This is a genomic window from Bacteroides sp. B1-V-101 (assembly GCF_023656585.1).
Lineage (GTDB): Bacteria > Bacteroidota > Bacteroidia > Bacteroidales > Bacteroidaceae > Bacteroides > Bacteroides thetaiotaomicron.
On record NZ_JAMOKH010000011.1, the window covers coordinates 147027 to 170857 of the forward strand.

Annotated in this window: 16 protein-coding genes; 13 read left to right on the forward strand and 3 right to left on the reverse strand. The window is 42.2% G+C overall.

Annotated elements, in window-relative coordinates:
* Positions 1-64: 64 nt before the first annotated feature.
* On the reverse strand, positions 65-2281 hold the full coding sequence (locus NBH01_RS10840; protein ID WP_062695213.1) for a patatin-like phospholipase family protein: 2217 nt from the start codon (positions 2279-2281) through the stop codon (positions 65-67).
* Positions 2282-2552: 271 nt separating this feature from the next.
* Here NBH01_RS10840 and NBH01_RS10845 point away from each other — a divergent pair, with 271 nt between their 5' ends.
* The 10 genes from NBH01_RS10845 (at position 2553) to NBH01_RS10890 (ending at position 17287) form a co-directional block, all read left to right on the forward strand.
* A complete protein-coding gene (locus NBH01_RS10845) occupies positions 2553-3788 on the forward strand; it encodes an efflux RND transporter periplasmic adaptor subunit (RefSeq protein WP_008766159.1) in 1236 nt (411 codons plus the stop codon).
* 3 nt (positions 3789-3791) lie between these two features.
* A complete protein-coding gene (locus NBH01_RS10850; protein ID WP_062695211.1) occupies positions 3792-6896 on the forward strand; it encodes an efflux RND transporter permease subunit in 3105 nt (1034 codons plus the stop codon).
* Complete coding sequence (locus NBH01_RS10855) at positions 6896-8269, forward strand: efflux transporter outer membrane subunit (protein WP_062695209.1); 1374 nt, start codon at positions 6896-6898, stop codon at positions 8267-8269. The genes NBH01_RS10850 and NBH01_RS10855 overlap by 1 nt, the downstream gene beginning before the upstream one ends.
* 128 nt (positions 8270-8397) lie before the next feature.
* Complete coding sequence (locus tag NBH01_RS10860) at positions 8398-10044, forward strand: diphosphate--fructose-6-phosphate 1-phosphotransferase (RefSeq protein WP_234141640.1); 1647 nt, start codon at positions 8398-8400, stop codon at positions 10042-10044.
* A 157-nt stretch (positions 10045-10201) separates the two neighbouring features.
* A complete protein-coding gene (locus tag NBH01_RS10865; protein WP_048692256.1) occupies positions 10202-11095 on the forward strand; it encodes a glycoside hydrolase family 25 protein in 894 nt (297 codons plus the stop codon).
* A 74-nt stretch (positions 11096-11169) separates the two neighbouring features.
* Complete coding sequence (gene lpdA, locus NBH01_RS10870) at positions 11170-12513, forward strand: dihydrolipoyl dehydrogenase (protein ID WP_008766155.1); 1344 nt, start codon at positions 11170-11172, stop codon at positions 12511-12513.
* Positions 12497-13216: a lipoate--protein ligase family protein gene (locus NBH01_RS10875; RefSeq protein ID WP_048692279.1), complete on the forward strand. Its 720-nt coding sequence runs from the start codon at positions 12497-12499 to the stop codon at positions 13214-13216. The genes lpdA and NBH01_RS10875 overlap by 17 nt, the downstream gene beginning before the upstream one ends.
* 86 nt (positions 13217-13302) lie before the next feature.
* Positions 13303-14673 carry a dihydrolipoamide acetyltransferase family protein gene (locus NBH01_RS10880; protein WP_048692258.1) on the forward strand — a complete coding sequence of 457 codons (1371 nt, stop codon included), beginning with the start codon at positions 13303-13305 and terminating at the stop codon, positions 14671-14673.
* A 37-nt stretch (positions 14674-14710) separates the two neighbouring features.
* Positions 14711-16747, forward strand: coding sequence for an alpha-ketoacid dehydrogenase subunit alpha/beta (locus NBH01_RS10885; RefSeq protein ID WP_008766152.1), 2037 nt, complete (start codon positions 14711-14713; stop codon positions 16745-16747).
* A 24-nt stretch (positions 16748-16771) separates the two neighbouring features.
* Positions 16772-17287, forward strand: coding sequence for a flavodoxin (locus NBH01_RS10890; RefSeq protein ID WP_055217389.1), 516 nt, complete (start codon positions 16772-16774; stop codon positions 17285-17287).
* 227 nt (positions 17288-17514) lie between these two features.
* Here NBH01_RS10890 and prmA read toward each other — a convergent pair whose 3' ends face one another.
* Entirely contained in the window at positions 17515-18357 is an 843-nt protein-coding gene (prmA, locus tag NBH01_RS10895) for a 50S ribosomal protein L11 methyltransferase (protein ID WP_143919899.1), read from the reverse strand.
* Between the two features lie 151 nt (positions 18358-18508).
* On the opposite strand from prmA, the gene NBH01_RS10900 reads away from it, so the two are divergent.
* From NBH01_RS10900 to NBH01_RS10910, 3 genes are all read left to right on the forward strand, one after another.
* A complete protein-coding gene (locus tag NBH01_RS10900) occupies positions 18509-19861 on the forward strand; it encodes a hypothetical protein (RefSeq protein ID WP_055228958.1) in 1353 nt (450 codons plus the stop codon).
* A gap of 32 nt (positions 19862-19893) precedes the next feature.
* On the forward strand, positions 19894-21498 hold the full coding sequence (locus NBH01_RS10905; RefSeq protein ID WP_055228957.1) for an OmpP1/FadL family transporter: 1605 nt from the start codon (positions 19894-19896) through the stop codon (positions 21496-21498).
* A gap of 197 nt (positions 21499-21695) precedes the next feature.
* Complete coding sequence (locus NBH01_RS10910) at positions 21696-23354, forward strand: tetratricopeptide repeat protein (RefSeq protein ID WP_055229364.1); 1659 nt, start codon at positions 21696-21698, stop codon at positions 23352-23354.
* Between the two features lie 276 nt (positions 23355-23630).
* Here NBH01_RS10910 and NBH01_RS10915 read toward each other — a convergent pair.
* Positions 23631-23831, reverse strand: a 201-nt coding sequence (locus tag NBH01_RS10915) for a hypothetical protein (protein ID WP_250700089.1), incomplete at its 5' end; no start/stop codon positions are given.

Consider the following 23831-nt stretch of genomic DNA (forward strand, 5'->3'; position numbering starts at 1 on the left):
CAGTGAGAACTTTTTCTCATCATGGTAAGTATAGTCCTATGTATGCAGGAACCGAAATAGTGACTTAGAAGTAGTATCCCAGATTCACATAACAACTTCCTTTGTCAGTCTGATTAGAATACCCGAACGTAATCTCCAACGGACCGAACATACTGTCCATACCATATCCGGCACTGATACCAAACAGTTGTTTCCCTTTCAGTATTTCGAAGAAGTGACTGTCCGTCAAGCCATAATTACCTGTCAGAGTGAGATAATGAATGCTTCCCATCCGTTGTCTGAGTTTCACGGATGCAATCATGATAGAATTGTCCATCAGTTCCATATTGGTCACACCGGCAAACGGCAGTTGCTGTGGAATGTAGAGTCCGTATACTTCGCCGCCAATGGCATTTTGCAAGGGATAGGCGATGTCTTTTCCAATCAGAACACGACCATAGATGGATGGAATGATAGAAAAACGTCGGGTTACGGGAACTACGCTGGCCCACGAACCGCTCAGTGCGGAGAACGGGGCGTGATCATTATACTGAGCCATATTATCGGTGTAGAGCGAATAGGCAGCTTTGAATTCGGTTCCTTTGGAAGGGAAGTATCCTTTGTCGAATGTACTATAGTATACCTGAGCGAAATAACTCAGGAAATGTTCGGATTCTACATCCAGCCCAGTGAGTTCCGGTTTCTTGAAAAGAAAATCTTTGTATTTATAATATTCGAAACGAAGTCCGAGTCCGAAGCGGAGGTTTTTGTACCAGACATCCGAAAAGCCAAATTCAGTTAAATGATACTTGTAAGTAGTGTTATAGGCACGTTCACCTTCATCATAGATGTTGATGTCATTATATTGAAACATATATGAGAAATTGAAATTGCGTTGCTGCATCGGTTCGAGAGTGTAATCGATGCGTGCGGCATATCGCTTTCCTAATCGGCCGGTCAGGGATAATCGGGAAGGAACATGAGTTTTGAGATCCGCTGTGGCATTAATCAGCAGGGATGCTATTTCTTCCGAGTCGAAACGGATGCCCAGATTGATTCTTTTCTCATATTTTTCTTCTAACAAGAAATTAAGGTGATACCCTTCGGGAGTGTCGGTAAGTGTGTAGCTGGCGCTTGAGTAAGAATGACTGCCACGCAACTGATACACAGCTTGTTCTATCTGCTGAGTGGTAATGTTACTGTTCTCTTTGAGATTACACTTCTTCATCAGCCATTTTTTGTCATCAGCCTCTACGCCGGAGAACGATATATCTGTGACGTATACTGTCCGTGAATTGGAAAGAGAAGAGTACGGTCCATGTTGTTTGGGGACATAATTGTCCGGTATACCGATTTCCTTTTTTAAGGCAATTAGGGAATTCCACTGTGCACGTGCGGCTTCTTCGCCCCGACGCATCAGGGAATCGATGGCTGCCGGAGTGAAGCTGGCGGAAGAAAATCCGTCTACATTTACCTTGATATAGGTATCAGTGAGTTCTACATTCTTTTCATGATTGGTCTGGCAAGTGAGATCAATAATCTGCCCCAATATATCCGGAGCGCTGTTGAGTTTGTCGGCACCTTTCAACGCGTTCTGAACATCGACTCCGATAATAATATCAGCCCCCATTGCTTTGGCCACATCTGCCGGATAATTATTGACAATTCCACCGTCTACCAATACCATACTGTCTTTGCGTACCGGTGTGAATACACCGGGGATAGCCATACTGGCACGCATGGCAGTAGAGAGTACGCCATCATGGAATACGATCTGGTCCCCATTGACTACATTGGCCGATACACAGGCGAAGGGGATCGGTAACTTATTAAAATTGATCGAGTCATGGTAGCCCATTGTCAGATCAGAGAACAGATTGGCTAGATTCTGTCCTTTGATAATTCCTCCGGACATGGCAGCTTTCGGGTTCTTTGTGAAAGGAAGCGAAACAATGTATTTTGCAGAGCGTTCGCGTTCGGTGAGCGACATGGCACTGCGTTTGATACGATCGCTCAAAAGGAAAGTCCAGTCCTGTTTGCGTACCATACTGTCCAGTTGTTCCGGAGTATAACCGATGGCGTAAAGTCCACCGACTATAGATCCCATACTGGTGCCTACTATATAATCGATCGGAATGCCTGCTTCCTCGATGACTTTCAATGCTTTGATATGTGCCACTCCTTTGGCACCGCCGCCACTGAGGACAACGCCGACCTTCTTCCGTTGTTCCTGTGAATAAACAGAAAAAGGTAATATCAGGCACATTGCAAAAACTAATGTTGAAAAGATTTGTTTTTTCATTAGACATGTTATTGTGTTGATGTACAATATAACTACAAATGTAGGGGATAAATTGTTTAGTTGATGAAACAAGAACTATAAAAAATGTTCTAAAAGTCGGAAATGTGGATAAATTCTACACTTTAAGGATGTTTTCCACACTTCCGTCTTCAAGAGGAAAAATGTAATATGTTGATAATAAACAGATAAGATAAAACAGGATATTTTGGTATGTGTATTGCATAATAGAGTGTAGAACAAACATAAGTTAAATTAAATAATAAGATTCGATATGAGATTATTCTTTTCGAAACATGAGTTGAAACTGAGGAGAAAGAGAAACATTGCTGCTGTAGTATGTGTGGTAATTGTGTTGGGAGTATATTGGATACTGACTCGACCTCAGAAGGCTGCGCCGGAAATGCCGACAGTGATTGTTGAACCGGTTATAAAAGATGATGTAGAGATATTCGGAGAATATGTGGGGCGAATCCGTGCCCAGCAATTTGTCGAAGTACGTGCCAGGGTAGAAGGCTATCTGGAAAACATGCTTTTTGCCGAAGGCACTTATGTAAATAAGAATCAGGTCTTGTTTGTGATCAATCAGGACCAATATCGTGCGAAAGCCGACAAGGCACGGGCTCAGCTGAAAAAGGACGAAGCACAGGCATTGAAAGCTGAACGTGACTTGAAACGTATCCGTCCGTTGTACGAACAAAATGCTGCTAGCCAGCTGGATCTGGATAATGCGGAAGCAGCTTATGAAAGCGCTGTTGCGACAGTAGCGATGAGTGAGGCGGACTTGGCGCAGGCTGAACTCGAATTAGGCTATACCATTGTTCGTTCACCTCTTGCCGGACATATCAGTGAAAGAAATGTAGACTTGGGAACGCTGGTAGGTCCCGGAGGAAAGTCTCTGCTGGCTACAGTAGTAAAAAGCGATACCGTATTGGTCGATTTCAGTATGACGGCACTTGATTATCTGAAAAGTAAAGAACGTAATATTAACCTCGGACAACAGGATTCTACCCGTTCCTGGCAACCGAACATAACTATTACTTTGGCGGATAATACGGTTTACCCCTATAAAGGATATGTCGATTTTGCAGAACCGCAGGTCGATCCCCAGACAGGTACTTTCTCCGTACGTGCAGAGATGCCTAACCCGAAACAGGTATTGCTTCCGGGACAGTTTACCAAAGTAAAACTACTTTTGGACGTGCGTGAAGGAGCTATCCTTGTTCCGATGAAAGCTGTTACCATTGAAAAAGGCGGAGCTTATATTTATACAATGCGTAAAGATGATACAGTAGAGAAACGTTTTATTGAGTTAGGACCCGAAGTGGGGAATAACGTCGTAGTGGAAAGAGGACTTGCTGTAGGAGAGACAATTGTTGTAGAAGGTTTCCATAAGTTGACCCCGGGCATGAAAGTACGGATCAGTCAGCCGGAAGCGGAGGTGAAGGATACCACTATGGTGGCAGGTGATTCTACAACAGGAATGAAGGATAACGCAAAAGGAGAATAATCAATGAAAGTTAGTTTTTTTATAGACAGGCCGGTATTTTCGGCTGTCATTTCCATCGTGATTGTGATTGTCGGAATCATCGGGCTGACCATGCTTCCGGTGGATCAATATCCGCAGATCACGCCTCCGGTGGTAAAGATCAGTGCGTCTTATCCGGGTGCGAGTGCACTTACCGTGTCGCAGGCGGTGGCTACTCCGATTGAACAGGAAATCAATGGTACGCCCGGTATGCTTTATATGGAATCAAACAGTTCTAACTCCGGTGGCTTCTCGGCAACAGTTACCTTTGATGTATCTGCTGACCCGGATTTGGCTGCTGTGGAAATTCAGAACCGTGTGAAGCTGGCTGAATCCCGTCTTCCGGCGGAAGTGATTCAGAATGGTATTTCCGTAGAGAAACAGGCACCCAGTCAGTTAATGACACTCTGTCTGACTTCTACCGATCCTAAGTTTGACGAAATTTACCTGAGCAACTTTGCTACGATCAATGTGCTCGATGTGATTCGCCGTATTCCGGGAGTAGGACGTGTATCCAATATTGGTAGCCGTTACTATGCTATGCAGATATGGGCAGAGCCTGATAAGCTGGCTAACTTCGGATTGACTGTGCAGGACTTGCAGAATGCCTTGAAAGACCAGAACCGTGAATCGGCAGCCGGTGTATTAGGTCAGCAGCCGGTACAGGGACTGGATATAACGATTCCTATCACTACTCAGGGACGTCTTTCTACAGTAGGGCAATTTGAGGATATTGTGGTACGTGCCAATGCCAATGGTTCCATCATCCGGCTGAAGGATGTGGCACGTGTATCTCTGGAGGCTTCTTCATACAATACCGAGAGTGGTATCAATGGTGAGAATGCAGCGGTACTGGGTATTTACATGTTGCCGGGTGCCAATGCGATGGAAGTAGCCGAGAATGTAAAGAAGGCGATGGAAGAAATCAGCGAGAATTTTCCGGAAGGATTGAGTTATGAGATTCCGTTTGATATGACAACGTATATCTCTGAGTCTATTCATGAGGTATATAAGACGTTGTTCGAAGCATTGGTGCTGGTTGTGTTGGTAGTGTATCTGTCTTTGCAGAGCTGGCGTGCTACATTGATTCCGGTGGTAGCGGTACCTATCTCCCTGATTGGTACTTTCGGATTCATGCTGATTTTTGGTTTCTCTATTAATATATTGACCTTACTCGGTTTGATTCTCGCCATCGGTATCGTGGTCGATGATGCGATTGTAGTGGTGGAAGGAGTAGAGCATATTATGGAAACGGAGAAGCTGAGTCCCTATGAGGCGACAAAGAAAGCGATGAACGGATTATCAAGCGCATTGATCGCTACTTCACTGGTATTGGCGGCTGTGTTTGTTCCGGTAAGTTTTCTGAGTGGAATTACCGGGCAGCTGTATCGTCAGTTTACGGTAACTATCGTGGTATCTGTACTGATTTCTACTGTGGTTGCTTTAACGCTGAGCCCTGTGATGTGTTCGCTCATTTTGAAACCGGATAGTGGCAAGAAGAAAAATATAGTATTCAGAAAGATCAATGAGTGGCTGGGTATCGGAAGCAATAAGTATGTAGCTGCCGTCACCCGTACTATCAAACATCCTCGTCGGGTTTTGAGTGCTTTTGGTATGGTATTGATTGCTATTCTGTTGATTCACCGGATTATTCCGACCAGTTTCTTGCCGGTAGAAGACCAGGGATACTTTAAGATTGAACTTGAACTGCCGGAAGGAGCTACCTTGGAGCGAACCCGTGTAGTAACGGAACGCGCGATTGCTTATCTGGAGAAGAATCCATATATAGAATATGTGCAGAACGTGACCGGAAGCAGTCCGCGTGTAGGCAGTAATCAGGGACGTGCCGAGTTGACCGTTATTCTGAAACCCTGGGAAGAGAGAAAGAGCACCAGTATTGAAAAAATTATGGATACGGTAGAAAAACATTTGAGAGAATACCCCGAATGTAAAGTCTACCTGTCTACTCCTCCGGTCATACCGGGACTGGGCAGCTCCGGTGGTTTTGAAATGCAGTTGGAAGCTCGTGGAGAGGCTACTTTCGATAATTTGGTAGATGCGGCAGATACGTTGATGTATTATGCTTCCAAACGTAAGGAGCTTACAGGTTTGTCTTCTTCCTTGCAGTCGGAGATTCCCCAACTTTACTTTGATGTGGACAGAGACAAGGTGAAAATGCTGGGAGTACCCTTGGCAGATGTGTTTTCTACGATGAAAGCGTATACAGGTTCGGTGTATGTGAATGACTTTAATATGTTCAACCGTATATATAAGGTATATATTCAGGCGGAAGCTCCTTATCGGGAACATAAAGACAATATCAACCTGTTCTTTGTGAAAGCTTCCAATGGAGCGATGGTGCCGCTGACTTCTTTGGGTAATGCTTCTTATACGACAGGACCGGGAAGTATCAAGCGTTTCAATATGTTTACTACTGCCGTTATCCGGGGTGCTGCCGCACAGGGATACAGTTCCGGTCAGGCAATGGAGATTATGGAGCAGATCGCCCGTGACCATCTTCCGGATAATATCGGACTGGAGTGGAGCGGACTTTCTTATCAGGAGAAACAGGCAGGCGGTCAGACGGGTATGGTCATGGCACTGGTGTTCTTGTTTGTCTTCCTCTTCCTTGCCGCACAATATGAAAGTTGGACAGTGCCGATTGCTGTATTGCTATCCTTGCCTGTAGCAGCATTGGGAGCCTATCTGGGAGTCTGGGTATGCGGACTGGAGAATGATGTTTATTTCCAGATCGGATTGGTAATGCTTGTCGGGCTTGCCGCCAAGAATGCCATTTTGATTGTAGAGTTTGCCAAAGTGCAGGTAGATAGAGGTGAAGACTTGATTCAGTCGGCAATCTACGCAGCGAAATTACGTTTCCGTCCTATTCTGATGACTTCCCTTGCATTTGTACTGGGAATGCTTCCGATGGTACTGGCGAGTGGTCCGGGTTCGGCGAGCCGTCAGGCGATTGGTACGGGCGTATTCTTCGGAATGATATTCGCTATCATATTTGGTATCATTCTCGTGCCGTTCTTCTTTGTGATGGTGTATAAAACAAAGTCGAAAATCTTAAAACATAAGAAATAATGAAACTGAATAAACTATATATTGCTATACTACTTATTGCAGGAATACTGACTTCCTGCAAAGTAGGCAAGAGCTACGTCCGTCCTGATCTTCATTTACCCGATAGTCTGGCTCAGCATCAGGATACGGTCAGCTTTGGAGATCAGGATTGGGAGGAAATCTACACGGATTCCACACTTCGCAGTCTTATAGACCGTGCGTTGGATCATAATAAAGATATGTTGATAGCGGCTGCCCGCATCAAGGAAATGGCAGCTCAGAAACGGATATCCACTGCCGCGCTGCTTCCCGATATTAAAGGTAAAGTGACTGCCGAGCGTGAACTTGAAAATCATGGGGGAGATGCTTTTAAGAAATCGGATACTTTTGAAGCGCAGTTCCTTGTTTCATGGGAACTCGATCTTTGGGGAAATCTGCGATGGGCACGTTCTGCCAGCATCGCCGAATATCTGCAGTCAGTAGAAGCACAACGTGCGCTTCAGATGACGATTGTGGCGGAAGTGGCACAGGCATATTATGAGCTGGTTGCCTTGGATACGGAACTGGATATCGTCAAGCAGACTTTAAAAGCTCGTGAAGAAGGGGTTCGTCTGGCACGTATCCGTTTTGAAGGAGGACTTACTTCGGAGACTTCTTATCGTCAGGCGCAGGTAGAGTTGGCACGTACAGCTACTCTGGTTCCTGATCTGGAACGCAAAATATCGCTGAAAGAGAATGATATTGCTTTTCTGGCCGGAGAATACCCGAATCGCATAGCCCGTTCCCGTTTGCTTCAAGAGTTTAATTTCCCGGAAACTCTTCCGATAGGGATGCCTTCCACTTTGCTGGAACGCCGTCCCGATATACGTCAGGCAGAGCAGAAACTGATCGCTGCCAATGCAAAAGTAGGTGTGGCTTATACGAATATGTTTCCTCGTCTGGCACTGACGGGTGGTTTCGGTAGTGAAAGCACGTCTTTGTCAGAACTTCTAAAATCGCCTTATGCCGTTATGGAAGGTGCTTTATTGACTCCTATTTTTGGCTGGGGAAAAAACCGTGCTGCGTTGAAAGGCAAAAAAGCGGCCTATGAAGCAGAAATACATAGTTATGAGAAAACAGTCCTGACGGCTTTCAAGGAGACACGTAATGCGATTGTCAACTTTAATAAGATAAAAGAGGTGTACGCGCTTCGTGCCAATCTGGAACGTTCGGCTAAGAGTTATATGGATTTGGCGCAGTTGCAATATATCAATGGAGTGATCAATTATCTGGATGTTCTTGATGCCCAGCGTGGTTATTTTGACGCACAAATTGGTCTGAGTAACGCTATTCGTGATGAACTGATCACCGTAGTACAACTGTATAAAGCACTTGGCGGTGGCTGGAAGCAATAGCCTCTGTAACTATGCAGCGAAATAAAATGAGGGCTTCTCTTTCATAATTCGAGGAAAAATGCGAAATTTGCAACGCTTTTCAAGTTTGACAAGAAACTTACTAACACCTTTAAATAAAAATAAAGAAAATGACTAAAAGTGCATTGCAAATCGCAAGGGCTGCTTATCAGCCCAAACTTCCGAAAGCATTGGCAACAGGAGCCGTTAAAGCTGTAGCAGGTGCTGCTACTCAATCTGTAGCCGATCAGGAAGCTATCAAAGCATTATTCCCTAACACGTACGGAATGCCGTTGATTACATTCGAAGCTGGTGAAGCTGTTCAACTTCCTGCTATGAACGTAGGTGTAATCCTTTCCGGCGGACAAGCTCCGGGCGGACACAATGTAATCTCTGGTTTGTTCGACGGTATCAAAAAGCTGAATCCTGAAAGTAAGCTGTACGGCTTTATCCTGGGTCCTGGCGGTCTGGTAGACCACAACTATATGGAACTGACTGCTGACATCATCGACGAATACCGTAACACAGGTGGTTTCGATATCATCGGTTCGGGACGTACGAAGCTGGAAACTGAAACTCAGTTTGAAAAGGGATTTGAGATCATCAAGGAATTGGGCATCAAAGCACTGGTTATCATCGGTGGTGATGACTCTAATACAAACGCTTGTGTGTTGGCTGAATACTATGCTGCCAAGAAGTACGGTGTACAGGTGATCGGTTGCCCGAAGACGATTGACGGTGACTTGAAGAACGATATGATTGAAACTTCTTTCGGTTTCGATACAGCTTGTAAGACTTATGCAGAAGTAATCGGTAACATCCAGCGTGACTGTAACTCAGCCCGTAAATACTGGCACTTTATCAAATTGATGGGTCGTTCGGCTTCTCACATCGCACTGGAATGTGCTTTGCAGGTACAGCCTAACGTATGTATCGTTTCTGAAGAAGTGGAAGAAAAAGATATGTCTCTGGATGATGTAGTAACATCTATCGCTAAAGTGGTAGCTGACCGTGCTGCACAGGGAAATAACTTCGGTACAGTATTGATTCCGGAAGGACTGGTGGAATTTATTCCGGCTATGAAGCGTCTGATCGCTGAGTTGAACGACTTCCTGGCTGCAAATGCAGAAGAGTTCTCTCAGATCAAGAAGTCTCATCAACGTGATTACATCATCCGTAAGCTGTCTCCGGAAAACTCTGCTATCTATGCAAGTCTGCCGGAAGGTGTAGCTCGCCAGCTGACACTGGACCGTGACCCGCACGGAAACGTTCAGGTATCACTGATCGAAACAGAAAAACTGTTGTCTGAAATGGTAGCTACCAAATTGGCTGCTTGGAAAGAAGATGGCAAATATGTGGGTAAGTTTGCTGCACAGCACCACTTCTTCGGTTACGAAGGACGTTGCGCTGCTCCGTCAAACTTTGATGCTGACTACTGCTATTCTTTGGGATACACAGCTTCTATGCTGATTGCTGACGGTAAGACCGGTTATATGTCTTCTGTACGCAACACAACTGCTCCTGCTGCCGAATGGATTGCAGGTGGTGTGCCTATCACCATGATGATGAATATGGAACGCCGCCACGGTGAAATGAAACCGGTGATCCAGAAAGCATTAGTGAAATTGGATGGTGCTCCTTTCAAAGCATTCGCTGCACAGCGTGACCGTTGGGCTGTTGAAACGGATTATGTATATCCAGGTCCGATTCAGTACTTTGGTCCTACAGAAGTTTGCGACCAGGCAACTAAGACTTTGCAATTGGAACAAGCTAAATAAGAAAACTTCACCGGACTGTAGTAAGAAACAGTTGCAATGAAGAGCTCTTTCAGGCACGGATTACGCGGATTGACGCGGTTTTAGTTATACTATTTCTTAAAACCGTGTATTCCGTGTAATCCGTGCCTATCTATATTACATTCATCACTCAAAGTAAATGTCGTCACGTAATAATCCGATTTCTGCTGTCCAAAAGAAAAGAACTGCTTCCACTACCCCCAAAAAGAGGACGGTTTCTTCTTCCAGGCCTTCCCGTGCTCCGAAAAAGGCACCGGTGAAGCAGCATTATTCGATGCCTGGTTGGCTTCGAAATATATTGGCTGTGGCAATTGTCGGTTGTTTCTCTATGGTTTTCTATTATTTCTTTATACGTCCTTATGCTTATCGGTGGAAACCTTGTAATGGTTTAAAGGAATATGGAGTTTGTATTCCTTCCGGATATGATATTCATGGGATTGATATTTCCCATTATCAAGGAAAAATAGACTGGGGGAGACTTTTACAGAATAAACAGACGGCAACTCCTTTGCACTTCATTTTTATGAAAGCGACGGAAGGGGGAGATCATAACGATACTACCTTTCAAACCAATTTTGCTAATGCGCGTAATCATGGCTTTATCCGTGGCGCTTATCATTTCTATATTCCCGGTACAGATGCTTTGAAACAGGCGGACTTTTTTATACGTACGGTCAAACTGGATTCCGGCGACCTGCCTCCGGTTCTCGATGTGGAAGTGACCGGTCGAAAAGAGAAAAAAGAATTGCAGCAAGGCATTAAGCGCTGGTTGGATCGTATAGAATCCCATTATGGGGTGAAGCCCATTCTTTATACCTCTTATAAGTTCAAGACCCGTTATCTGGACGATTCTATTTTCAATGCTTATCCTTATTGGATCGCTCACTATTATGTCGATTCGGTGAAATATCAGGGCAAGTGGAATTTCTGGCAACATACTGATGTCGGAAATGTACCCGGTATTAAAGAAGATGTAGACCTCAATGTATTCAACGGTACATTAGAAGAACTCAAAAAGCTGACGATCAAGTAGGATGATTGATCTGTCATACAACTAATCTCTTCTCTCATTTGTTATAATCGTATTATTACTAAAAAGATACGATTATGAACTTTGATATAGCTATTATTGGTGGTGGCCCTGCTGGTTACACAGCTGCCGAAAGGGCAGGGGCAAACGGACTGAGAGCCGTTTTGTTTGAAAAAAAGGCAATAGGTGGGGTGTGTCTGAATGAAGGATGTATTCCTACTAAAACGTTGTTATATTCTGCTAAAATTCTGGATAGCATCAAGAGTGCTTCCAAATATGGCATTTCTGCCGAATCTCCTTCGTTTGATTTAACTAAAATAATGAGCCGTAAAGAGAAAACGGTGAAAATGCTGACTGGTGGGGTAAAGATGACTGTGAACTCTTACGGAGTGACGATCGTGGAAAAAGAAGCCTTTATAGAAGGAGAAGAAAACGGGCTGATCCGTATCATCTGTGACGGAGAAAGATATGAAGTGAAATATCTGCTGGTATGTACCGGTTCCGACACGGTTATTCCTCCGATACCGGGACTGTCGGAAGTTAGTTACTGGACGTCAAAAGAGGCTTTGGAGATCAAAGAGCTTCCTGAAACGTTGGTTGTTATAGGTGGTGGAGTCATAGGAATGGAGTTTGCTTCTTTCTTCAACAGTATGGGAGTGAAAGTGCATGTTGTCGAGATGATGCCGGAGATACTGGGAGTCATGGATAAGGAAACCAGCAGTATGCTTCGTATGGAATATGCAAAACGTGGAGTCACTTTCTACTTGAATACAAAAGTAATAGAAGTGAAACCTGACGGAGTCGTCATAGAGAAAGATGGGAAGGCTTCTACTATCAAAACGGAAAAGATCTTGCTCAGTGTGGGGCGTAAAGCAAATATTACCAATGTCGGATTGGATAAGCTGAATATAGAACTTCATCGGAATGGGGTTAAAGTAGACGAATATCTTCAGACTTCTCATCCCGGAGTATATGCGTGCGGTGATATTACAGGCTATTCTTTATTGGCGCATACGGCAATTCGGGAGGCGGAAGTGGCAATCAATCATATTTTAGGAGTGGAAGACCGGATGAATTATAACAGTGTGCCGGGAGTTGTCTACACCAATCCGGAAGTGGCCGGCGTAGGTAAGACAGAAGAAGAGCTGACCAAACAGGGCATTCCTTATCGTGTTACGAAGTTACCAATGGCTTATTCCGGACGTTTTGTTGCGGAAAACGAACAGGTAAATGGAATATGTAAGCTGATACTTGATGAAGCTGATCATATTATCGGTTGTCATATGCTTGGAAATCCAGCGTCGGAATTGATTGTGATTGCCGGAATAGCCATTCAGAAGGGCTATACGGTTGAGGAATTTCAGAAGAATGTATTTCCCCATCCTACGGTTGGAGAGATTTATCATGAGGTGCTTTCATAACACTTTTACAGATATTTATTTTCATCTGGCGGCAGAAGAGTATTTGCTGAAGCAGGAAACAGATTCTGTTTTCATGCTTTGGCAGGACACTCCTTCTGTAGTGATGGGAAAACACCAATCTGTACAGTTGGAAGTGAACCGGGAATGGGCGGAAGAACAACAGATTCAAATAGCCCGTCGGTTTTCGGGTGGGGGAGCTGTATATCATGATTTGGGTAATGTCAATTTAACTTTTATCGAAACAGTGTCCCGCTTGCCTGATTTCAGTCTTTATCTTCATCGGATACTGGATTTCTTAAAACAGATAGGATTGCCGGCAAAAGGAGATGAACGGCTGGGTATCTATCTTGATGGTCTGAAAATATCGGGGAGTGCCCAGTGCGTACACAAGAACAGGGTGCTTTATCATTGTACTTTGTTGTATGATACGAATCTTACCGCTTTAAACAAGGTACTGAATCCGGAGAGGAACATTGAGACGGGTGTGGCATCATCTGTGTATGCTGTTCCGTCTGTCCGTAGTGAAGTCACAAATATCAGTCGTTACTTACCTATGGAAACGGTTGATCATTTCAAAGCGATACTTTTCGAATATTTTAGTCAGAAGGGATGTGCTGATACTTTCAGTGAGAAAGAATTGGAAGCAATCCATAAACTTCGGACTGAGAAATATATTTGCGAAGAATGGATATTCAGTCGTTGAGTCCGGTTAAAAATACTTTAACCTAAAACTTTCTTTTTCAGCGGGTTGTTTTAATAGTTCAAGGTTGAATAATAAATTTACTGTCTATGTCAAGATTCGAAATAAAAATGCCTAAGTTGGGCGAGAGTATAACCGAAGGGACGATTGTCTCTTGGTCTGTGAAAGTGGGGGATATCATTCAGGAAGACGATGTTCTCTTCGAGGTAAATACGGCGAAAGTCAGTGCGGAAATACCTTCACCGGTAGCCGGTAAGGTAGTGGAAATCCTGTTTAAGGAAGGAGATACAGTCGCTGTGGGTACAGTGGTTGCTGTTGTAGATATGGGAGGTGAAGAGGCATCCGATGAAGAAACTGCAAGTGGAAAAGAAACTCCAGAAAGTAAGGAGAATACTTCTTCTGATGCAGGAAAAGTATCTTCTCAGGTAGCAAAGGCTGAAGAACGCTGGTATTCTCCTGTGGTGATTCAATTGGCACGAAGTGCGAATATTCCGAAAGAAGAACTTGATTCGATACAAGGCACAGGATACGAAGGCCGGTTGAGCAAGAAAGATATAAAGGATTATATTGAGAAGAAGAAAAGGGGAATTTCTGAAGTATCGAAGGCGGCAATACCTACCGGTGATGCACCTACGGCTTCTATGCCTTCTTCGACTGGAGGGGCTGGCTCTATGACAACTTCTCCTGTGGCGGCTTCCGTGCAAACTCCTGTTGCTGCACCGTCTGCTCCATCTAAACAAGCACCTGCGGCTGCCAATATTCCGGGAGTAGAAGTGAAAGAAATGGATCGTGTCCGCCGGATTATTGCGGATCATATGGTGATGTCCAAGAAGGTTTCACCACACGTAACCAATGTAGTAGAGGTAGATGTAACCAAACTGGTACGCTGGCGTGAAAAGAATAAAGACGCTTTCTTCCGTCGTGAGGGAGTGAAACTGACCTATATGCCTGTCATAACAGAAGCTGTAGCAAAAGCATTGGCAGCATATCCTCAGGTCAATGTATCTGTTGACGGATATAATATTCTTTTCAAGAAACATATCAATATCGGTATTGCTGTTTCTTTGAATGATGGCAATCTGATAGTTCCTGTGGTACACGATGCCGATCATCTGAACTTGAATGGATTGGCTGTAGCTATAGACTCGCTGGCATTGAAGGCTCGTGATAACAAATTGATGCCGGATGATATTGACGGAGGTACGTTTACCATTACTAATTTCGGTACATTCAAGAGTTTGTTCGGTACGCCGGTAATCAATCAGCCCCAGGTTGCCATTTTGGGAGTGGGATATATTGAGAAGAAGCCTGCCGTAATAGAGACACCGGAAGGTGATACGATTGCTATCCGTCATAAGATGTATCTGTCCCTGTCTTATGACCATCGTGTAGTTGACGGTATGCTGGGAGGCAACTTCCTGCACTTCATAGCCGATTACCTGGAAAACTGGAAGGGCTGATAACAGATTGTTTCATTCATTAAGAACTTCATTAACTATGAAAAAGAAATATGATATAAAGACTACAGATGTTGAAACACTGAAAAAGTGGTACCATCTGATGACATTAGGGCGTGCTTTGGACGAGAAGGCGCCGTCTTACCAGCTGCAATCCTTGGGTTGGTCATACCATGCTCCTTATGCGGGGCATGATGGTATCCAACTGGCTGTCGGTCAGGTTTTCACATTGGGAGAAGATTTCCTGTTCCCTTATTACAGAGATATGCTGACCGTGCTTTCTGCAGGAATGACTGCGGAAGAGATTATATTGAACGGCATTTCGAAAGCAACCGATCCCGGTAGCGGCGGACGTCATATGTCGAATCACTTCGCCAAACCGGAATGGCATATTGAAAATATATCTTCTGCTACCGGAACGCATGACCTTCATGCGGCAGGTGTAGCAAGAGCAATGGTATATTATGGGCATAAAGGAGTAGCAATCACTTCGCACGGAGAATCTGCTACTTCCGAAGGCTTTGTTTACGAGGCTATCAATGGAGCTAGTCTGGAACGTCTTCCGGTGATTTTCGTTATACAGGATAACGGATATGGCATCTCTGTTCCTAAATCCGAGCAGACTGCCAATCGTAAAGTAGCTGAGAACTTCTCCGGTTTCAAGAATCTGAAGATTATCTACTGCAATGGAAAAGATGTGTTCGATTCCATGAATGCCATGACTGAGGCACGCGAATATGCGATCAGTACCCGTAATCCTGTGATTGTACAGGCTAACTGCGTTCGTATCGGTTCTCATTCCAATTCGGATAAACATACACTTTATCGGGACGAAAACGAACTGGAATATGTGAAAGAAGCTGATCCGCTAATGAAGTTCCGGCGGATGTTATTGCGCTATAAGCGCTTGACGGAAGAGGAACTGCTGCAAATTGAAGCTGAATCAAAGAAGGAACTATCTGCTGCCAACCGCAAGGCGCTGGCTGCCCCTGAACCTGATCCTAAAAGCATTTACGATTTTGTGATGCCCGAACCTTATCAGCCGCAAAAATACAAAGAAGGTACTCATCAGGAAGAAGGAGAGAAGACTTTCCTGGTCAATGCAATTAATGAAACATTGAAAGCGGAATTCCGCCATAATCCGGATACCTTTATCTGGGGACAAGATGTGGCTAACAGAGAAAAAGGCGGGGTCTTTAATGTGACCAAAGGCATGCAGCAGGAATTTGGCGAGGCGCGTGTATTCAGCGCACCGATTGCCGAAGATTATATTGTAGGTACAGCCAATGGTATGAGCCGATTTGACCCTAAAATCCATGTAGTGATAGAAGGAGCTGAGTTTGCAGACTACTTCTGGCCTGCCGTAGAACAGTATGTGGAGTGTACTCATGAATATTGGCGCAGTAACGGTAAGTTTGCTCCGAATATCACTTTACGGCTTGCTTCCGGAGGATATATCGGTGGTGGATTATATCATTCTCAAAATATAGAGGGTGCTCTGACAACGTTGCCGGGTGCACGTATTGTCTGCCCTTCTTTTGCAGATGATGCAGCCGGATTGTTACGAACCAGTATGCGTTCAAAGGGATTTACCTTGTTTTTGGAACCGAAAGCTCTATATAATTCGGTAGAAGCAGCAGCTGTTGTTCCGGAAGATTTTGAGGTTCCTTTCGGAAAGGCACGTATTCGTCGTGAAGGAACGGATTTGAGCATTATTACTTATGGTAATACTACCCATTTCTGCCTGCATGTAGCAGAGCAACTGGAAAAAGAAAGTGGCTGGAAAGTCGAAGTGATCGATATTCGTTCATTGATACCATTAGATAAGGAGGCGATTTTCGAATCGGTGAAAAAGACCAGTAAAGCATTGGTTGTTCACGAAGACAAGGTGTTCTCCGGTTTCGGTGCGGAACTTGCGGCTATGATCGGAACGGATATGTTCCGTTATCTGGATGGTCCGGTGCAGCGTGTCGGATCTACATTTACTCCTGTCGGTTTCAATCCGATTCTGGAAAAAGAGATATTGCCGGATGAGGCGAAGATCTATGAGGCAGCTAAAAAGCTATTGGAATATTAATGGAATAAAATGGAGGTATAGTATATGAAGAAGATTGGTTTGTTTTATGCCACCAAAGCTGATAAGACTACTTGGGTGGCAGAGAAAATTCAGAAAGAATTTGGAAAAGATAGGATAGAAGTGGTGCCTATTGAGCAGGCATGGCAAAATGATTTTGCAGCTTACGATTGTTTTATAGTAGGTGCTTCGACCTGGTTTGACGGAGAACTTCCTACCTATTGGGATGAGTTATTGCCGGAACTTCGTACATTGGATTTGAAAGGGAAAAAAGTAGCTATCTTCGGGTTAGGAGATCAGATACGTTATCCCGAAAACTTTGCTGACGGAATCGGGTTACTTGCCGAGGTATTTGAAGGAGACGGGGCTACATTGGTCGGTTTTACTTCTTCCGAAGGATACACTTTCGAACGTTCCAGAGCGTTGCGTGGTGATCGGTGGTGCGGTTTGGTCGTCGATTTGGATAATCAATCCGAGCAAGCGGAAAAGAGAATCAGGGAATGGTGTGAACAGGTAAAGAATGAGTTTGATTCAAAACCTTAATACTTTATATCTGTTTCCCGGTAACATAACAGAAGGAATATTATACCATACCATTCTTTTCATTAAAGGATGGTATGTACCAGATGCTCATCTCGTACGCTACCGGATGTGCATCTGGGGTATAACAAGATGAGCATCTCGTACATCTTATCTCTACCACAAATATATGCTGTCTTTTAAAGATACGTGGTCTGTGTCTTCTTGAAACAGATAAGGAAGATTAATGCTTAATATGTGAACTTCACTGCTGCCCAGCGGTTTTTCTCCTTATGATGTACGAAGGTCAGTCCATTCTTTTCTGCTTCCCGGTGGATGAAAGGAATATCGTCCACATAAAATCCACTCATATAAAGTTCCGATCCTGGGTGCATGCAAGCAATGTATTGCTTCATGTCGTTCAATAAGATATTCCGGTTTATATTAGCGATGATGATATCAAAGGGGCCTTTGCCAATAAGCGATGAGGCATCTCCTTGTGAAACGGCGATGTCGTCTACGTGATTTAATTCAATGTTCTCAATGGAGTTTCGTACACACCATTCGTCGATGTCGATAGCGGTACATGGGCGTGCTCCCCGCATGCGGGCGAGGATTGCTAAGATCGAAGTTCCACAGCCCATATCCAGAAGTGATTTATCTTTCAACTCATTGTCCAGTAACTCTCCGATAATGAGGCTTGTCGTTTCATGATGTCCCGTGCCGAAAGCCATTTGCGGATTGATAACGATATCATAAGTTGCCTGGGGTACATCTTTATGGAAGGTACTATGGATAACACATCGGTTGTCGATCACAATCGGTTGAAAGAAATTCTTTTCCCATTCTTCGTTCCAGTCTTTGTCTTCCGCTTCAACGTACGTATAGGAGATTTCCGTATCAGGCAACGGGAAGTCGGCTATCGCATCCTTTATCGTGCCTTCATCACATAATGCCTGCTGTATGTATGCAGTCAGTCCGCCTTCGCTTTCAACAAAACTTTCAAATCCGGCTTCGCCTAATACGGCAGCCAGTACATCATTTACTGTTTCTGTGCATGGACTTGTATGGAATGTGAACTCAAAATACTTCATAGTTGTTTTTAATTTGGTGAATCTTTTGCAAAGATAGTTAGAAATAGGGATTTCCCTATTATCCTTTGGGGAAAATCTCCCTAGAGTGGCGAATCTCTTCCTTATCTTTGTAATGTGAATAAGTTTAAGTAATTACATAAACCGAGATGATATGAAAAAGATTGTTTATTTCTTGCTAATTGCTTTATGCCTCCCTATAGGCTTGATGGCACAAAGCGTTGATGACGACCTTTATTTCGTACCTTCTAAAGACAAAAAGGAGAAGAAAGAAACGACTCCGGAAAAGAAGGAACCGAAAAGACAAGTCACGACCAACATCTATACATCACCGGGCACTACCGTTGTAGTTCAGGACCGCAAGGGAAAAACACGGGATGTGGATGAATATAACCGCCGTTATGACGCTCGTGAGAATGAATTCGTAATGGAAAACGATACCTTATATATAAAAGAGAAAGCTCAGCCAGACTTGGAAGGAGAATGGGTAACCGGTGAATTTGATGGTTCGCAAGAGGACTATGAATATGCCGAACGTATTATCCGTTTCCGTAATCCACGTTTTGCTATCAGCATTAGCAGCCCACTCTATTGGGACGTAGTTTACGGACCTAATTCATGGAACTGGAATGTATATACCGATGGCATGTACGCTTATGCTTTCCCGACATTTAGTAATCCGCTTTGGTGGGATTGGCGTTACAACTCCTACGGTTGGGGATGGAACTATGGCTGGGGATGGAATCGTCCTTACTATGGCTGGGGATATTACCCGGGTTCATGGGGCGGCTGGTATGGTGGCTACTGGGGTGGCTTCTATGGCGGCGGTGGCTATTGGGGACATCATCACCACTGGGGTGGTGGTCCTAGCTGGGGCTGGGGCGGTGGAGGCGGTCATAGAGACATGCTATACACCAACCGTCGTTCTCCTAACAGGAGTGTTAACCGTACAACTAGTGGTACTAGATATACTTCTAACCGATATCAATCTTCTCGTTCTTCATCTGTTCGTACATCTTCGAATAGAACAACTTCGGGACGTGTAGTAGGAACCAGAGAGAATAGTACACGGACAGGGGTAAGTACAAGAACTAGCTCTTCTCGTAGAGATACTTATACTCGCCCGAGTAGTACTCGTACTAGTACATCTTCAGGAATCAATCGTAGTAGTAGCACTCGTACCTCTTCTTCAAGAAGTGAAGGTACTTATAATAGGGGATCTTCTTCTAGAAGTAGCGGAACTTATTCAAGAGGAAGTAGTAGTTATACACCTAGTCGCTCTAGTAGCTCTCGAACATATACTCCTAGCAGCAGTAACCGCTCTAGTAGTAGTTCTCGAACATATACTCCTAGTAGCAGTAGTCGTTCTAGTAGTTCCAGTTCTTATTCTCCTAGCAGCAGTTCTTCTCGTTCTAGTGGTTCTTCATATGGCGGCGGAAGCAGTAGCAGTAGTCGTGGAAGTTCTTCCGGTGGCGGAGGTTCAGCTAGAGGTGGTAGTAGAAGATAAAACTATAGCATAAATAATATTTAAGGAAACGTATGAAAAAGAAAATAAATATAGCTGCACTTGCTCTTATTATGGTGGCAAGTGCAAGCGCCCAGACAATATACGATGGTGCTAAGTTTACGCAGAAGGATTTGAATGGAACTGCCCGTTTTGTAGGAATGGGAGGAGCAATGGGCGCATTAGGAGGAGATATTTCTACTATGGGGACAAATCCGGCTGGTATTGGTATATATCGTAGTAATGATATAATGGGAACTTTCGGCTTTTCTTCATTTGGTTCGGAAAGTAAATATGAAGGATCAAAGTTTAATGTTGATAAGACTCGTGGATCATTTGATAATATTGGATTTGTGTTTTCTTCTAAAATTGGAAATCAGACCGCTCTGCGTTATGTGAATTTTGGATTCAGTTATACTCGTTCCAAGTCATTTGATAAGTATATGACAATGGAGGGTTTGATTAATCTGGGGCCCGGAGGAACAATTCTTTCTCAGACTAATCAAATGACGAATCAAGCAAACACTATGATTAAAGAGAATGGTGATTTTATCAGTAAGTTGGCTGATGATAAGATTAATCTGTTTACTGATAGTCAGACTGGTTGGCTTGCTGCTACTGGTTGGAATGGGTATTTATATAATCTAAATGAAAATAAGGATGGTTATATAGGTTATTTGCCTCAGCCATATTCATGGTATGATGGACATGAAAAAGGAGGAATCAATCAGTATGATTTTAATGTTGCTTTTAATATAAGTGATCGTGTTTATTTAGGATTGACTATTGGTGCATACGATGTTAATTATTCAAAGACTTCTACTTATGGAGAAGAGTATGGGGAATATATCGTAGAAAATGTGAATTATGGTACTCCAAGTTATGAAATGACTACTGAGAATAAAATAGATGGTTCAGGTGTGGATTTTAAGTTTGGAGCTATCGTGCGTCCATTTGAAGACTCTCCATTCCGTATTGGTGTTGCTGTTCATACTCCTACATTTTATAATTTGAAAATTAAAACGAATGTTAGAGCAGTGACATATACCCCTGATTTTGACTCTAAAAAATTAAGTGAGGCTGTTGTAGATTCTTATGATTTTACGAATGGTGTTGATTATGGATATGACTTCCGTTTCCGTACACCATGGAAATATAATCTAAGTCTTGGGTATACTTATGGATCATCTTTCGCTATTGGAGCAGAATATGAATATCAGGATTATTCCGCTATGCATTTTAGCTATTCGGATGGAGAAGCAATGGGATGGCAGAATCCTACAGCAAAAGAAATGTTGAAAGGTGTGAATACTTTCCGTATCGGTGCTGAGTGGAAAGTTATTCCTCAATTTGCTTTTCGTTTAGGCTATAATTATATGTCAGCAGCATTCAAAAAAACAGCTTTTAAAGATTTGAGCTACAATTCAATTAATACGGATACGGATTTTGCGAATGCAAAAGCAAATAATAATTATACATTAGGTATCGGTTATAGAGGATCGACTTTTTACGCAGACTTAGCTTATATGTATAGTACTTATAAGGAAGATTTCTATCCATTTGATGATGGAGCTTTAAAAAAGACTGATGTGACGAATAGCCGTAGTAAAGTGATGATGACTTTAGGTTTACGCTTTTAATTAGAAACTGTTTTCAATTTCAATAATAACTTTTGTGTGTTAGAGTCCCTGGAATGCTGAGTGTCTACAGCGGTTCCAGGGATTTCTTTTTTGTTTTTTATCTAAATCTCAATGTTATTGTAATTAATGGTTTATTATTATGATAGCTTGTTTATAAAATTGTATCTTTGGAAGGAAAAAATACTTGATTATTCACAATGAAGATTTTATTAGGTTTTATATTGATAACTATTGTCATGTGTGTTTTTATGTCATGTGATAAAACAGTTAAATATGATGATAACTTATTGTTTGCTATGAAGCTATTAGAGGAAAATCCAGATAGTTCATACTCTATATTGGAAAGTATAACTACTCCTCAAAAAATGTCTCAAAGAGATTATGCTTTATATTGTTTGTTGTTGACACAATCTATAGAAAAAACTTATCGTCCTTTATTATCGGATTCACTTATAAAAACATCATTAAACTATTTTAAAGATAATATGGATCGAAAATTATTAGCGCAATCATATTTTTACGCGGGTAGGGCTAATGAAGAAATGAAAAATGTCTTGAAAGCAATAGAGTATTACTTAAATGTTATAGATTTATTAGTTGACTCTGATGAGAATTATAAGTTATTATTTTTATCTCATTACTATCTAGGTAATTTATATTCAGAACAGGAACTTTTTGAGGATGAATTGTTAATGCATAAAAAGGCATATTATTATTCTACTTTACTGGGAGACAGTATGAATATTGCATATGCCTTACAGGCGATAGGTACTACCTTTTTAGAAATTGAGAAGAAAGACAGTGCTTTATGTTATTATGAAAAAGCAGCATCTTGGATACATTTAGATGACAGCATTTCTTTAGCCTATATATATAATTGCGTTGGAACTACTTATGATAGATTGGAGAAATATGATTTAGCTTTGAAATACGCTAATAAATCAGGGAATATTCAGCCTGAAAAAGACGAATTGTGCTATTGTTATATATTAAAAGCACAGATTTTTGTGCATATGTGTCAATTTGATTCTGCAGGAATATATTATGGTAAAAGCATAAGTAGTGATAATCTATATACTAAAGCTGCCAGTTATGAAGGACTTGCTGATGTTGCTGAGATGGTGGGAAATTGTAAACAGGCTTTGAGGTATAGGAGGATATACGATGTCTATAGGGATTCTATAGAACAAGAAACGTATACGAATACAATAACTAAAATGCAGGAAATATATCAAAATGAGAAGTTAGTAAATGAGAATGATTCTTTAAAGCTTTCGAAATTACAGATGGAAAAAAATATATATAGGATATGTCTTTTATTTTTTATAATAATTCTATTTATAGTATATTCATATTATAAATATCGTATAAAAAAAGAATTTAGGATTCGGTTGCAACAGAAATTAATAATGCAAAAACAAAAGGAAGTACAAGATATAGTATTAACGCAATTGGAAACCGAGCAGAAATTACTTGTAATGCAACAAAAGGAGATTTTATTACGTGAAGAGTTTTTCAAAAGATTAATAACCGTCTCAGGAATTTCATTGACTACTGGGAAAGCGGGGCATATTAAATTCTCTAATGAAGATTGGGATAATATAGTTAACAATGTAAATGTTGCTTTTGATAATTTTACGCTGAAATTGAAAGAGACGTATCCTGAATTAACAGATTTGGATATTCGTTTTTGTTGCTTATTGAAAATGAATCTAACAATAAATGATTTGGTTGCAATTTATTGTTTAGACCGTAAATCTATTTATAAGAAAAAAGAGCGCATTAAAAAGGATAGAATGCATTTGAATGATTCGAGAAGTTTAAATGAAATTTTAAACTCTTTTTCGACAAAATAGTTCTATGTTTTTTCTTTCTTTGATTATAATGTCGATATATCTTGAATGTAATATTGTGTAATTGTTTGATAATTAATGTGATATGGTTTTATGGATGTCGACAGCTTTTTTCTCTCTCTCTTATTAATTACTTTAATTTTGAGCATTATTTTTATTACTAACTAAAAATTATGCTATGCTTAAAAAATTAATTGTAATGTTATGCCTGTTGGGCTTTATTATTCAGCCAATTCTGTGCGAAGTTGAATCTAGTAGATATATTCGTCTACATAGTACTCAAAGCTCAAAAACTAAAAAACGCCCACGGTCTGTAGCCTTGCCTATAGAAATAACTATTGATGAGCAATATTTAAATGTAAGCCCCCGATAAAGTACCCGTTGTCTTTGTATCTTTAAGTCTCGATCTTTGCCAGAAAAAAGACTATGCAAAAAATGAGTAAAGAAGAATTCATTGAAATCCTGTCTCGTCAACAGCGT